General features: G+C 55.2%; 14 protein-coding genes and 1 riboswitch. Of the genes, 9 read left to right on the top strand and 5 right to left on the bottom strand.

What is annotated here, in order from left to right:
- The first annotated feature begins 25 nt into the window (after positions 1 to 25).
- Entirely contained in the window at positions 26 to 421 is a 396-nt protein-coding gene (locus tag G477_RS0115165) for an ectoine synthase (protein ID WP_026698646.1), read from the top strand.
- 848 nt (positions 422 to 1,269) lie between these two features.
- Here G477_RS0115165 and G477_RS0115175 read toward each other — a convergent pair.
- The gene (locus G477_RS0115175; protein ID WP_026698648.1) at positions 1,270 to 1,509 is read right to left on the bottom strand and encodes a hypothetical protein; all 240 of its coding nucleotides are present in this window, start codon (positions 1,507 to 1,509) and stop codon (positions 1,270 to 1,272) included.
- A gap of 138 nt (positions 1,510 to 1,647) precedes the next feature.
- On the opposite strand from G477_RS0115175, the gene G477_RS0115180 reads away from it, so the two are divergent.
- Together G477_RS0115180 and G477_RS0115185 are read left to right on the top strand one after the other, a co-directional pair.
- Positions 1,648 to 2,475 (top strand): magnetosome magnetite crystal formation protein family, encoded by an 828-nt coding sequence (locus G477_RS0115180; protein ID WP_026698649.1) that lies wholly within the window; start codon positions 1,648 to 1,650, stop codon positions 2,473 to 2,475.
- On the top strand, positions 2,459 to 4,054 hold the full coding sequence (locus tag G477_RS0115185; protein WP_026698650.1) for a M20/M25/M40 family metallo-hydrolase: 1,596 nt from the start codon (positions 2,459 to 2,461) through the stop codon (positions 4,052 to 4,054). The genes G477_RS0115180 and G477_RS0115185 overlap by 17 nt, the downstream gene beginning before the upstream one ends.
- A 366-nt stretch (positions 4,055 to 4,420) precedes the next feature.
- Here the strand turns inward: G477_RS0115185 and G477_RS0115190 are convergent, their stop codons facing one another.
- Positions 4,421 to 4,768, bottom strand: coding sequence for a YflT domain-containing protein (locus tag G477_RS0115190; RefSeq protein WP_026698651.1), 348 nt, complete (start codon positions 4,766 to 4,768; stop codon positions 4,421 to 4,423).
- Positions 4,769 to 5,052: 284 nt separating this feature from the next.
- On the opposite strand from G477_RS0115190, the gene G477_RS0115195 reads away from it, so the two are divergent.
- Together G477_RS0115195 and G477_RS19835 are read left to right on the top strand one after the other, a co-directional pair.
- Positions 5,053 to 5,499: an SRPBCC family protein gene (locus G477_RS0115195; protein WP_026698652.1), complete on the top strand. Its 447-nt coding sequence runs from the start codon at positions 5,053 to 5,055 to the stop codon at positions 5,497 to 5,499.
- A gap of 419 nt (positions 5,500 to 5,918) precedes the next feature.
- Positions 5,919 to 6,290: a DUF2500 domain-containing protein gene (locus tag G477_RS19835; RefSeq protein ID WP_035212179.1), complete on the top strand. Its 372-nt coding sequence runs from the start codon at positions 5,919 to 5,921 to the stop codon at positions 6,288 to 6,290.
- A 56-nt stretch (positions 6,291 to 6,346) separates the two neighbouring features.
- On the opposite strand, the gene G477_RS20630 is transcribed toward G477_RS19835, so the two are convergent.
- The 3 genes from G477_RS20630 to exaC all read right to left on the bottom strand — a co-directional run bounded on the left by G477_RS20630 (position 6,347) and on the right by exaC (position 8,982).
- Positions 6,347 to 6,622: a hypothetical protein gene (locus G477_RS20630; protein WP_026698653.1), complete on the bottom strand. Its 276-nt coding sequence runs from the start codon at positions 6,620 to 6,622 to the stop codon at positions 6,347 to 6,349.
- Between the two features lie 162 nt (positions 6,623 to 6,784).
- A riboswitch (SAM riboswitch) is annotated at positions 6,785 to 6,888 on the bottom strand.
- Positions 6,889 to 6,935: 47 nt separating this feature from the next.
- Positions 6,936 to 7,292, bottom strand: coding sequence for a DUF779 domain-containing protein (locus tag G477_RS0115210; protein ID WP_026698654.1), 357 nt, complete (start codon positions 7,290 to 7,292; stop codon positions 6,936 to 6,938).
- Positions 7,293 to 7,461: 169 nt separating this feature from the next.
- Positions 7,462 to 8,982, bottom strand: coding sequence for an acetaldehyde dehydrogenase ExaC (gene exaC / locus G477_RS0115215; RefSeq protein ID WP_026698655.1), 1,521 nt, complete (start codon positions 8,980 to 8,982; stop codon positions 7,462 to 7,464).
- Between the two features lie 176 nt (positions 8,983 to 9,158).
- On the opposite strand from exaC, the gene G477_RS0115220 reads away from it, so the two are divergent.
- From G477_RS0115220 to G477_RS0115235, 4 genes are all read left to right on the top strand, one after another.
- Positions 9,159 to 10,679, top strand: coding sequence for an FAD-dependent oxidoreductase (locus G477_RS0115220; protein ID WP_026698656.1), 1,521 nt, complete (start codon positions 9,159 to 9,161; stop codon positions 10,677 to 10,679).
- A gap of 56 nt (positions 10,680 to 10,735) precedes the next feature.
- Positions 10,736 to 11,032 carry an MTH1187 family thiamine-binding protein gene (locus G477_RS0115225; protein WP_035212183.1) on the top strand — a complete coding sequence of 99 codons (297 nt, stop codon included), beginning with the start codon at positions 10,736 to 10,738 and terminating at the stop codon, positions 11,030 to 11,032.
- A 228-nt stretch (positions 11,033 to 11,260) separates the two neighbouring features.
- Positions 11,261 to 11,539, top strand: coding sequence for a hypothetical protein (locus tag G477_RS0115230; protein ID WP_026698658.1), 279 nt, complete (start codon positions 11,261 to 11,263; stop codon positions 11,537 to 11,539).
- Entirely contained in the window at positions 11,532 to 12,326 is a 795-nt protein-coding gene (locus G477_RS0115235) for a hypothetical protein (protein WP_026698659.1), read from the top strand. Before G477_RS0115230 ends, G477_RS0115235 begins: the two co-directional genes overlap by 8 nt.
- The last annotated feature ends 97 nt before the right edge of the window (positions 12,327 to 12,423 follow it).

Genomic DNA, 12,423 nt, shown 5'->3' on the forward strand with positions numbered 1-12,423 from the left:
AGTCAGCCAAGGAGGACAATACAGCATGAAGGTAGTAAAACTCGACGATATCATTGGATCCGATCAGCATATCGACGGTGGTAACTGGGAAAGCCGCCGCCTTATCCTCAAGAAGGACGGTATGGGCTACTCGGTACACGACACGGTCATCAAAGCAGGAACGGAAACACACATCTGGTACAAAAACCACTTGGAATCTGTCTACTGCATTGAAGGAGAAGGCGAAGTAGAGACGGTGAAAGACGGCAAAATCTGGCCGATTAAAGCCAATGAACTCTACGCGCTGGATGAGCACGACGAACACTATCTCCGTGCCAACAAAGGCGTGGACATGCGGATGGTGTGCGTATTCAATCCGGCAATCACCGGCCGGGAAGTGCACGACGAAGACGGCGCCTACAAGCTCGTCGACGACGAATAAGTTTGACTGGATCAGCCCTGCGGCATACTGCCGCAGGGCTTTCTTTTTCTTTCTTTGCATGGGAAATATAAAATGCTCCACGTCTGTTGATTACCCATTTATTAGGGAAATATGTATTGGGTGCAGCGGCTGCAGTATTTCTTTGCTTGCCGTGGAGAAAGCTTTCATCTTCCCTCGAAGAACGCCGGGGAGATCTTCCAGCTTTCTTTTTCCACAGGCGTCTCGAAAGAACACCTTGCCACTGCGACATGTTTGATCATAAGGAAGAAAGGATGCAGCACCCTCCTTCCTTACAAAGAAAGGCTCGTTTTTCCTAAGATTTTAGGAAAGCATACGTTTTCATACAAGGAGACGGCTGCATCGCACGCTGCGCGCCGTTCCGACCAAAGGGCGCTTTGCGCTTTTGTTCAGAGAAAAAGCATTGCAGCTTTTTTTAGAAAAAGAGCGGCGCGCAGCCGGCGACTCCGGGAGGATCAGGACGATTCGAAGATCCGGCTGCCGGAGGCAGACTAGCTGAGAGAGTCCCCTCCGGAAAGCGCCCGGCGGAAGCAGAGCGTCTCTCCGTATTCCAAATAAGAAGCTCTTTCGGAAGGGCTGGGGTAACCTGCCGTTAGGTGGTTGAAACGGCTGGGCCACCGGCGGTTGTTGAGTGACCGCCGGGCTCAACGTCTGCTCCGCTCCCAAACCACGAGCCCATACAAAGGACCTTCCATGATTTCAACCACGATTGCATTGCCACACTTCCAGGCATACCTGAGCGGATTACGCCGTAAATATCAAACTCTCTTTACAAACAAAAAAGGCCGACTCTAGTTTCTGTAGAGACGACCCTCTTTTCACGCGGTGCCTTATACTTTTTCAATCACGTATGCGCGCTTTTCGCGGAAATACTTTTCTCCGTCTTCAGATGAATGCTCGAAAAAGCCATTAAACGAACTTGCCACAAGGTACTCTCGCTCCGGCTCTGTGAAAAGTTGTTCTTCGTTCGTGGAGAGCAGCAGGACATCGGTTGTTGAAACGAAGCTGTCCAGCTCTCGTGCAGAATAATTTTTTCCTATTTCAAGTTCATTCAGACGATATTGAGTCATGAAAAAACCTCCTTTTGTAGTGATAATAGTCTGTTTCCCTAGGACATCCGTCAATAAACATCAGAACTGGGAAACTGAAGGAATTTCCTGTCGCTGCACTGCGCATGGTATGATGTCATAAGAAAGGGGGAGTGAGCGTTGGATATACCTTGGAAAGACAGGGGGACGGCGGCCGTCGGTTACCTCGTTCCAATTATCATGCCTATTCCAGGCTTGATTCTTCTCGTACTCTACATATACTGGCGGGTGATTCAAAAAGAATCTGCCTACGCTGCCGAACATACGAGAGAGCATTTGAATTTTCAGTTCACCTTGCAGCTGTTTACCTTCCTGCTGCTCGGTATCAATGCGTTTTTATTGTGGGGGCCTGCGCTGCCGGACTTCGGTATTCCGGCCTGGTCGGCTTATTTGACGCTGTTCGCCGGATTTGGTTTCTGGGTATTGGGCGGCGCAGCCGTGCTGATCGCGTACGTATTCATGCTCATCGGGCTGATCGCTTCTCTCAGTGGAAGCGCGTGGACGCCGCCGTCGCTGCAGCTGTTTGCCGATGTGGAAAAAGGTCCGCTCCCGGAGCGCCTGACCGCAGCGGCCGCCTGGCTGCTCCCGATGCTTGTTCCGGTACCGCTCCTGTCGCTTGGGCTCGTGTACGCAGGGAGTCTGGTGGTACCGCCTGCGATGCCGGAAGGAAAGGCTGCCTGGCGCAGCGCCGTTCGCTTTCAGCTTATTACGCAGCTGATGTTAGTTTCTCTTCTGACAGCGATGCTTGTCATGATGCAGCTGGTCGATCCGGCGGCGTTTTTCCCTTCTGTCATCACACTCATCCTGGTACTGCTGCTCGCCCTCGGCATGACCACCTGGTATGTACTCATGGGCACCGCTCTGCTCGGAGCAGCGTTCGGGTCCCGTGTCCAGCTGCCATTTACGAAAAACAGAAAGGAGGAGGATGCCCATGTGGCAGACTACTGACGAACTCGAACAACTGCTGCTGGAACTAACGAGGTGGGAAAGCCGCACCTTGACGCAGGGAGAGCGTGAATTTCCGCTGAAACTGCAGGAAAAAATCCGGCAGCTCCCCTATTTTCAACAGCATAAATCACGTATCCGCCTCCACGAAGCGGACCACGGCAGGCGCGCCTTAACCGCACTGTATCGGAGCCCCGAAGCAGCAGACCGGGAGACGGTCGTCCTGCTCAGCCATTTCGACACGGTCCAGACCGAAGAATATGGACAGCTCGAGCCCTTTGCCTGCGATCCGGAGGCTTTGACACAGAAGTTCCGCGACGCGCCGGATACTCTCCCGGCCGCCGCCCGCGAGGATCTTTTATCAGGAGAGTACTTGTTCGGCCGCGGCACGATGGACATGAAGATGGGCCTCGCGCTCCACATGCAGCTTCTCGCCCGGGCAGCCGCAGAACAATGGAAGCTCAACCTGCTGCTCGTCACTGTCCCCGATGAAGAAGTCGATTCGGCCGGCATGCGCGCCGTCGTTCCCGAGCTGCCGGTACTCGAGCAGGAAGAGGACCTCCACTACACCCTTTTTCTGAACAGCGAGCCCTCGTTTACGCAGCAGCCCGGCGATAACACGCACTACATCTACTCCGGCTCTATGGGCAAAATCATGCCCGGCGCGCTCTTCTTCGGCAAAGAAACGCATGCAGGAGAACCGCTCAGCGGTATTACCGCCGCCTTTATGTCATCCTACGTTTCCCAGGCGATGGAATGGAATCCGGCGTTCCGGGAACAGCACTTCGGCGAACAAACCCCGCTGCCTGTCGCCCTGCAGCTCCGGGATCTGAAATCCGGGTATTCGACCCAGACCCCGTACCGGGCCGCTGCTCTGTACAACGTTTTCACCCTCAAGCAGGACGCCTCCCAGGTGATGACTGCCTTCACCTCCATCGTGGAAAAGGCGATGCAGCGCTGCCAGCAGGAGTACGACACCATCTGCCGGCGCGAAGGGGCTGACGGGGTGCAGCCGATGCGTGTCCTTCGGTATGAAGAACTGGAGGCGTATGTGAGAGAGAAGTTTGAACCGGCGGAGCTCGAAGAAGAGATACGAACCGTCATGGAGAAAGAAAACTGGGATGAACGGGAGCAGTCGATCCGCATAGTCGGTGAATGGATGCTGCTCTGTCCGGAACTGGCACCGGCCGTCGTCCTGTTTTTTGCACCGCCGTATTATCCTCCGGTAAACGCCTCGGAAGATGAGCGGGTCCAGCGGGTGATGCAGCTGCTGGAGCATCCGGCGCAATCGAGCCGGAGGCCTGTCCGGCATGTGCACTATTTTAACGGCATTTGTGACCTGAGCTACGTTGGATACAGCCAGCCGCCAGAAGAGCTCGACAGTTACCGCAAGAACACGCCGGTGTGGGGACGAAGCTACACGATTCCGTTTGAAGCCATGCGGCAGCTGGATGCGCCTGTACTGAACGTCGGCCCGTTCGGCAAAGACCCGCACCAGCGGACCGAGCGGCTGCACCGGCGCAGCGCATTCGAAGAAACGCCCGGAATGCTCGCTTCCCTGCTGGCCACCTGGGGGGAGTGAGAGATTCTTTAACATCTTTTAGAGGATTCTTCACTTTTCTGAAACACGCACTTAATCTCTGTCTGCTATAGTAAGAATTGTACACGGAACAGCACATGGTTCCCCCTCTTCATGAAGATGACTCCCCCTTAAAGATTCTTCATGCAGTAAAGCCGGCCCTCGGGCCGGCTTTTTGTTTTGATAAGAATGTATACGTTCTAATACAGGGTGACGGCGCAGCAAGCTGCTCGGGAAGCAGGAAGAACCCGTGCCCTCAAAGAACCTGCGGTACACGCAGCTCCGATCAAAAGGCGCTCCGCTGCAAAGCAGAAGCACCCGGAGCTCGTGCCGCGGGTGCTTGGTCATTGCCGTATTTACTTGTCTTGATCAATCAATCTCCATGCCGGCAGGGGCATCTTTGACAACGACGAGCACCTTTCCTTCATCGAGCTTTTCTTCCAGCTCTTCGGCGTGGTATTCCTCGAATCCCAGTTCTTCCAGCTTCGCCCGGAGTTCTTCGCCTTTTTTGCGGAACACATTACGGGCGGCGGTTCCGAGGGTTTCTTCATCGAGGCCGATCGTATCAGCTTCCGCATGATCCGCAATCCGCTCAGTCCGGTCCTCGTCGTGGGTGAGAACATAAATGTTGTCTTCGTCGATGTTTTTGCGTCTCAGATCCTGAATGGCCTCCACGACTTCCTTATCTTTAGAAAATTCCTGATGAATCGGCTGCATCGCTCTCATCCTTTCAAACATGATATCAGCAGCATACTGCTGGATTACAGAAGGTGTACCACGTGCAGGGCGGTTAAAAACGTATTCCATCGAATTAGGAATATATGCTTACATTTTCCTTTTATCTCCTCTTTACAAATGTTGTAAGTGTCATATAGCCCTGCCAAAGAGGGCGCCACGCTTTCCGTGGATTTCTCACAAAATACCACAGCCGGAAACCTTGCTATTAGAGGGGTTCAGGGTGGATAATAGGGAGAACAGGCAAGCAGAAGGGGGTGTCGTGTATGGAATGGCGAGAAGAAACATTGATCCCAACGCACATCGAAGTTCTCTGGAATGTCTTTCAGGATGCAAACATCTCCGACATACTACCCAGTGTGGAAACGCATGAGCTGGTGGAGGGGAAGCCGGACAGTGAAGGAGCCCGGCATCGTCAGACGTATCGCTGCGGAAGAAAAGTGTCCACGCATATCGTGGAAACATTCAAGTATATCGACGAACCTTCCTATAAAGAAAAAGAAATTGCCTTTCAGCTGCAGGATGCCTATCAAATCCGGCTCCGTTTTCAGCTGAGGAAACTGAACGAAAATGAAACGATGTTTATATATGAGGGAGAATACGAAGCAGTAAACTTCGTAGCAAGAATCAAGCATAAATTCGTAGAAAAAGACACAGAGCGCCGGATGGTCCAGCGTTTTGTCCAGCGGGTTCGAGAAGAGACCGGCGCCTGAAAAGGGTGCCGGTCTCTTTTTTCGGGTTCTAAAAGAAATGTTGGGGTAGAGCTTCATTTCCGTGGCATCTTTTCTTCCGTTTCAGACGGACGCCTGCCAAGGGGCGCTGCCCTCCATGATCCTCGCGCTTCGGGAAGGATGTTCGGACGGCGCTTGATTCTCATAGCGTTGCCGTCCTTCCCTCCTGAAAAGGGTTCGTTGTTGTTTGTTCTTTTCAAAGAGGATCCTAGGTGCCATGTGAAAAGCGTCGGAGCATGCCTGAGCCTGTTCAAAAGGTGAATGAGAACCAGCAGGATGGTATTCGGAAGAAGACGGCGTCACGCGCTGCGCGCTTTCATGTGAGAGCCGGCAGGCAGCGTGTTGTTCGAGCTGAAACCTCATTTTCTTTTCTTCGTACAGATACAAAGGAGGGAGTTTCTGTGGAACAGACTCTAGTGGCTGTGCTGGTTGTGATTGTGCTGGCTGTAGCCTTGATCCGCGGCGGGCGGAGGCTGAAGGAGTGGCTGGACAACAACAAGCAGCCCGAAGAGCCGCATGAAGTTCGCGTCACGTCCAAGCGGAAAGAAACCACCCGCCGGAGAAGTCCGGGCAGACCGGGCGGGGGCATCTCAATCGGCAGAAGTCATACGTCAGAAACGTATTATGTCACGCTGGAACTGGAAGATGGACGCAGGCAGGAATTCAGGATCAAAGGACATCAATACGCGGAGATGGCGGAAGAGGACACAGGCACCGCCGTTCTGCAGGGAACTCGGCTCGTCTCATTTACGAGAGAAGGCGCCGGCTCCTAGCGTGGTCCGTGCAGCCGGACGGTCCTCGATGCAAACAGGGAAATCCGCGGCGGACGTCAGGAGAGAAGGCGGATGTCGATCCCTTCTCTGTCGAGCGCATACAGCAGCTGCTGTTCGAGATGGGCAGAGGCTGCGGCGAGGGTGGTACGAAGGTGGACGGTCTGCTCGGGGGTCTCGATCGAGAACAGGAGGATATCGTCCTGCCTGGCAGCATCGATGTGCCACCCGCACGCATCCGTCCGTCTTCTCCATCGCTGCAGCAGGGTGGTCGTCTGCTTCTCTGCCCTGCGTACCTCGGTCGTTTCAAGGTGGTGCTGGTTTTCGCTGAACATCGTGCATCACTCCTCGGATAGATTGTCAGCACACATCTCCTGAAACAACCGTATCCGCACGGTTGTTTTCCCTTGAGTCCAGGGAGGAGAAGGTTGTCCATTCCTCTATTATGACGAAAAAGCCCTTCGTTCATGATGAACGAAGGGCTGTCTTTCTGCCGTCATTCATCGTCCAGAGCACAACGCTCTGCTGGCGGAAGCACCTTGCCGGGGGCAGGCTGCTGTGGAGTCATCAAGCCAGATCTCTCGTCCACTCAGGATAAATGTATGCTGTTGTTCGTGAGTATACGCTCTTTGGCTCCTGCTGTCCAGTCTACAGCTGGAGTTCGCGCTTTTCTTCGTCACTAAAGACCCTGGAACGGGTGAAGAACCGCTTTCCTTCCGGTCCCTCCAGGGAAAACATCCCGCCCCGTCCATCAACGACATCGATGATCAGCTGCGTGTGTTTCCAGTATTCGTACTGGTCGCGTGACATGTAGAAGGGACTGCCGCCGATCGCGCCGAGGTGCACGTCCTGCTCTCCCACGCGGAGTTCTCCTGCCGGATAGCACATCGGGGAGCTGCCATCGCAGCAGCCGCCGGACTGATGGAACATCAAGTCACCATGGATGGACTGCAGCTTCTCGATCAGTGCCTCGGCCTCTTCTGTCGCTGTCACTCGTTCTGTCATCGGTAATGGCTCCTTTCCTGGTTCGTAATAAAGCAAAAGGTAGCAGCGGAGGAAGACGTCGGCTTTGTCCGCTGTAAGGGAAAAACGAAGGACTTGTTCTTCCCTCCAAGAACCTGCAGCGACGCGCGCAAGCTGTTCCGCTTTTGTACTGAAAGTTCCTGCCGCCGGCTTAGAAAAATCCTTTCGGCTCTTCACTGTAGCTGACGAGCATGTTTTTCGTCTGCTGGTAATGACTCAGCATCATGAGGTGGTTTTCGCGCCCGATGCCGGATTTCTTGTACCCGCCGAAGGCCGCGTGGGCCGGATAGTCGTGGAAACAGTTCGTCCAGACTCGTCCGGATTCAATCGCGCGGCCGAACCGGTAGGCGGTATTGATGTTCCGGGACCAGACGCCGGCGCCGAGGCCGTAGAGCGTGTCATTGGCAATCGACAGTGCTTCCTTATGGTCTTTAAACGACGTGACGGAGACGACCGGACCGAAAATTTCTTCTTGGAAGACCCGCATTTTATTATGTCCTTCAAAGATGGTCGGCTGCACATAGTAGCCGCCTTTCAGGTGGCCGTCCAGCTGGGCGCGCTCCCCGCCGGCGAGCACGTTGGCACCTTCCTGTTTGCCGATATCGAGGTAGGAGACGATTTTGTCCAGCTGTTCTTTGGATGCCTGAGCCCCCATCATCGTATCGGTGTCGAGAGGATCCCCGACGACAATTTTATTGACGCGGTCCACGGCCTTCTGCATAAAGTCATCGTAAATCGAAGCCTCAATGAGCGCACGGGATGGGCAGGTGCATACTTCCCCCTGGTTCAGGGCAAACATCGCAAAGCCTTCCAGTGCCTTTTCGAGAAAGCTGTCTTCATGCTGCATCACATCTGCGAAGAAAAGGTTCGGGGATTTACCGCCGAGCTCGAGCGTAACCGGGATGATGTTCTCGGATGCGTACTGCATGATCAGCCGGCCGGTCGTGGTCTCTCCGGTGAAGGCGACTTTGTTCACGCGCGGGTTCTGAGCGAGCGGCTTTCCGGCTTCGACGCCGAACCCGCTGACAATGTTGAGGACGCCGGGTGGCAGCAGGTCCTCAATTAGTTCCAGCCAGACGAAAATCGAAGACGGTGTCTGCTCTGCCGGTTTCAGCACGACACAGTTGCCGGCAGCGAGCGCCGGAGCGAGCTTCCAGGCGGCCATCAACAGCGGGAAGTTCCATGGAATGATCTGACCGACGACGCCGATCGGCTCGTGGAAATGGTAGGCGACAGTATCGTTGTCGATCTGACTGATGCCGCCCTCCTGAGCCCGGATGGCACCGGCAAAGTAACGGTAGTGGTCAATGGCGAGCGGGATATCGGCCATGAGCGTTTCACGCACGGCTTTTCCATTCTCCCATGATTCTGCTACTGCAAGCATTTCCAGATTTGCTTCCATCCGGTCTGCAATCTTATTCAGGATATTGGCACGCTCGGCGACCGAGGTCGTTCCCCAATCGTGCTTTGCTTTCTGAGCGGCATCGAGTGCCTTCTCAATATCTTCCTTGCCGGAACGGGCGAGCTCGGTGAAAACTTCGCCCGTAACGGACGTCGTATTCTCGAAATAAGATCCTCCGACGGGTGGGACGTACTCTCCCCCAATGTAGTTATCATAGCGCTTCTTGAACTGGACGAGACTATCAGGCGAATTCGGTACAGCATACTTCATAATACCGGCACACTCCTTTTTCTTTGTAGTCTGGTGACGATACAAGAGCTCTCGCTGACTGTTGATGTAAGCGTTTCCATCATACCATGTATGTGAGAATTTTCAAGTAATTTCGTTTTGGGCGATTGACTCGCGGGAATAGGAAAAACAGCACGGATAACCGGGAGGGATGCAGGATGACACAGGATATGCCGCAATCTGCTTCGCTTTGGCAGAAACGGCCCACACAGCGCTTTCCACAGCTTCAGGAAGACGTGACGACGAAGGTATGTGTAATCGGTGGAGGCATCGCCGGGGTGACAACGGCCTACATGCTCGCCCGGAAAGGTATTCCATCCGTCCTCATAGAGGCGGGGGAAATCGGTACAGGTACCACCGGTCACACCACGGCGAAAATTTCGTCCCAGCACGGTCTGAAGTACGCGGATTTATGGCAGTCGATCGGTGCAGAGAAAACGAAGCTGTACTACGAGGCAAACGAAGACGCCATCTCCTGGGTGGAGCGGACGTGCCGCCGGCTGGCTATCGACTGCAGCTTTTCCCGGCGGCCTGCCTATCTGTATGCAACGTCGGAAGAAGGGAAGACGAGGTTGGAGCGTGAGGCCGAGGCCTACCGGAGTCTCCACCTGGACGGCAGTCTGACCGATAAGCACGAACTGCCTTTTGCCGTCACGGCGGCATTGAAAATGCACGAACAGGCGCAGTTCCATCCGGTCTGCTTTCTGGCGAAACTGCTGCGGTATCTGGAAGTCGAACAGATGCCTGTTTTTGAACAGACGAGGGCAGTGGATGTGAAGCGGGGCCGGCAGCCAGTCGTCACGACCGACGGCGGCCGGCAGATCAAAGCAGATCATGTCGTCATGGCCACCCATTATCCATTCAAAGATCTGCAGTCGCTTTTTGCAGCCAGGCTGCACGTCGAACGATCCTACGCGATAGCCTTCCGGCTTCACGGGGAAGTACCGAAGGGGATGTATCTGCATGCGGAAAGCCCGGTGCAGTCGTTCCGCGAAGCAGAGGATATCGACGGGCGCCCGCTGCTGCTCGGCGGCGGCTTCGGTCACACGAGCGGCCAGGCCGGGAACACGGAATCCCATTATGAAAAGCTGCGCGATTTCGTCACGTCCCATTTTGATGTGAAAGCGATCCCGTACCGGTGGTCTTCGCAGGACATTCATACGTCCGATGGGGTGCCGTACGCCGGACCGTTGACACCGGGAAGCGAAGATGTGTACGTCCTGACTGGCTTCGGCAAATGGGGCATGAGCGCCGGCGTTGCAGCGGCACAGGTGACCGCGGACCGTCTGGAAGGAAAGTACAATCCGTATGCTTCTCTTTTCACCCCGTCCCGGTTTCATCCCCGTGCGGATATGAAGCAGATGGTCAAGGAGAACATGGATACAGCACGAGCGTTTGTCCGTGGCAAATTCCATCGGACGAAGGGCACCGTTGACGACCTCGACTTTGACGAAGGTGCTGTCCTGAAAGTGAACGGAAGCCGTACGGCGGTGTACAAGGATGAGAACGGCGAGATCAGCGCCGTCGATTCCAGCTGCACGCATCTCGGGTGTGAACTCGGCTGGAATCAGGCGGAGCGTTCGTGGGACTGCCCCTGCCACGGATCCCGTTTTGACGTAGACGGCAGTGTACTGGAAGGGCCCGCGGTCCATCCGTTGAAGAAGCGGGAGGATGTTTAACAGATGCGGAATGTGGAAAAAGCATGGATAGAACGAATATAAAAGGAGGATGTATCATGCCACTGATGGAAATTAGTATGGTGCCTGTAGGTACAGGAGATGAAAGCTTCCAGAAGGATATTGAGCGGGCCGTTGCCGTCATTGAGCAGAATGAGCTCAAGTATCAGGTTACCCCGACATCGACGATCATCGAAGGGGAAATCGACAAGCTTTTCGATGTGGCCCAGGTGATTCATCTGAACGAAATCAAAAACAACGCAAAACGTGTCGTGACGTCGATAAAAATTGACGACCGGACGGATAAGCCGCTGACGCTGGAAGGACAGCAGCAGAAGGTGGATCCTTCGTCATAAACGGGAAGGCTGCCCTTCAACCGAGGTTCGAAGCGGCAGCCTCTTTTTCTACCTTCCAGAAAAGGATCTCATCCGCCTGAAGGCACGCTGCACGCGGGCTTCTATAGAAAAACCGGCGCCTCCCGCGCGGGGAGGAGGAGAGGCTCCTTCTTTCCTTTCCGTCCGGCAGCGGCGCACACTGCGTTATCTAACAGGCACGGCGCGTTTTTGTTTTGAAAGGAGTTTCACATGGAAGAAGACAAACACCAGATCCGGGAGCGCGGCCGCTGGGCTGCGCAGTCGATGTCGGATCGGGAGAAAAACAGGATTATTTTTCACAGCGCCCGGCTTCTGAATCAGGGACGGACGGCAGAAGTCCAGCAGAAGTGGCGCGATATCTGCATTTCATCTGGTATTTCGATGCCGCCGGAGCTGACCGGCCCGCCGGAAACCACGCGGCTTCGTTCATTTTTGGAAGGGGCGTCCCAGCGTATGCCCCAGGAAAAAGAGGACGGTGGTCATGAATAAAGACGAGGGACAGATCCAGCATCTATATCAGCTGGCTGCTTCACTGCAGCAGGAGCTGCCGGATCTTCCCTATGTGCCCTGCGCTTCACCGGTGCTCTGGAACGGGGACCGGCGTGACGTGCGTCTGCTGACGGTGGGGACCAACCCGTCGCCGCGCGATTTTGCCGGAGAGCACTGGCCGGACCCGGGTCGCTATGCTGTGCTGCCGGCGGATCAGCCGCTGTCGTCGTGGGCAGCGGACGGAGACCGGACGACCGAGGCCTCGCGGCTGCTTGATGCCTATTTCCAGCGGGACACGGTCTACAGCGGGTGGTTCGGGAAACCGGGCGGGGCCGGCCTGGAAGCGGTAGTGAATGGCTTCGGCGCTTCCTTCTATGAAGGGTCAGCCCTCCACATGGACCTGTTTCCGTTCGCGCTGAACAAGCAGATGGGAAAGCTGCGTCGAGCGGACCGGGATGCTGTTTTTCAGCATCCACGGACAGAGCAGCTGCTGCGCGAGCGGATTGCGTGGCTGGACCCTCCGGCTGTTCTGCTTCTCGGAAGGAGGCATGCACGGTTTCTTGACGAAGGCGGAGAGAGGCTGTCCTGGCCTGCCTATCCTATGCTGCAGTGGCAGCGGGGACGTATCGGTGAGGCAGCGGCGGTGCAGCTGGATGCTAAACCGTCCGAACCCTTCCTGGCTCTTGGAAGCCGTCGGGATGCACACGGAATACATACCGGCAGTTATGCTGTGAGAGAAGTGCTGCTCGGCCTTGGCGGCCAATTGCGTCATACGCTGCATGCCTGAGGAGGTTGCTGCTCCTGCTTTTCGTTGATCCTGTGCCGTTAGTGGACAGAGCTTCTCTCCTGGTGAAATAATAGAAGGATCTCGTACAGTAGAGGTT

This window comes from Alkalicoccus chagannorensis DSM 18086, assembly GCF_000429725.1.
Lineage (GTDB): Bacteria > Bacillota > Bacilli > Bacillales > Salisediminibacteriaceae > Alkalicoccus > Alkalicoccus chagannorensis.

Bases quoted from the DNA above. Each gene is read 5' to 3' on its own strand.
- G477_RS20630 (WP_026698653.1), bottom strand. From the start codon at position 6,622: ATGTTCAGCGAAAACCAGCACCACCTTGAAACGACCGAGGTACGCAGG.
- G477_RS0115220 (WP_026698656.1), top strand. From the start codon at position 9,159: ATGACACAGGATATGCCGCAATCTGCTTCGCTTTGGCAGAAACGGCCC.
- G477_RS0115210 (WP_026698654.1), bottom strand. From the start codon at position 7,292: ATGACAGAACGAGTGACAGCGACAGAAGAGGCCGAGGCACTGATCGAG.
- G477_RS0115165 (WP_026698646.1), top strand. From the start codon at position 26: ATGAAGGTAGTAAAACTCGACGATATCATTGGATCCGATCAGCATATC.
- G477_RS0115230 (WP_026698658.1), top strand. From the start codon at position 11,261: ATGGAAGAAGACAAACACCAGATCCGGGAGCGCGGCCGCTGGGCTGCG.
- G477_RS0115185 (WP_026698650.1), top strand. From the start codon at position 2,459: ATGTGGCAGACTACTGACGAACTCGAACAACTGCTGCTGGAACTAACG.
- G477_RS0115175 (WP_026698648.1), bottom strand. From the start codon at position 1,509: ATGACTCAATATCGTCTGAATGAACTTGAAATAGGAAAAAATTATTCT.
- G477_RS0115235 (WP_026698659.1), top strand. From the start codon at position 11,532: ATGAATAAAGACGAGGGACAGATCCAGCATCTATATCAGCTGGCTGCT.
- G477_RS0115190 (WP_026698651.1), bottom strand. From the start codon at position 4,768: ATGCAGCCGATTCATCAGGAATTTTCTAAAGATAAGGAAGTCGTGGAG.
- G477_RS0115195 (WP_026698652.1), top strand. From the start codon at position 5,053: ATGGAATGGCGAGAAGAAACATTGATCCCAACGCACATCGAAGTTCTC.
- G477_RS0115225 (WP_035212183.1), top strand. From the start codon at position 10,736: ATGCCACTGATGGAAATTAGTATGGTGCCTGTAGGTACAGGAGATGAA.
- exaC (WP_026698655.1), bottom strand. From the start codon at position 8,982: ATGAAGTATGCTGTACCGAATTCGCCTGATAGTCTCGTCCAGTTCAAG.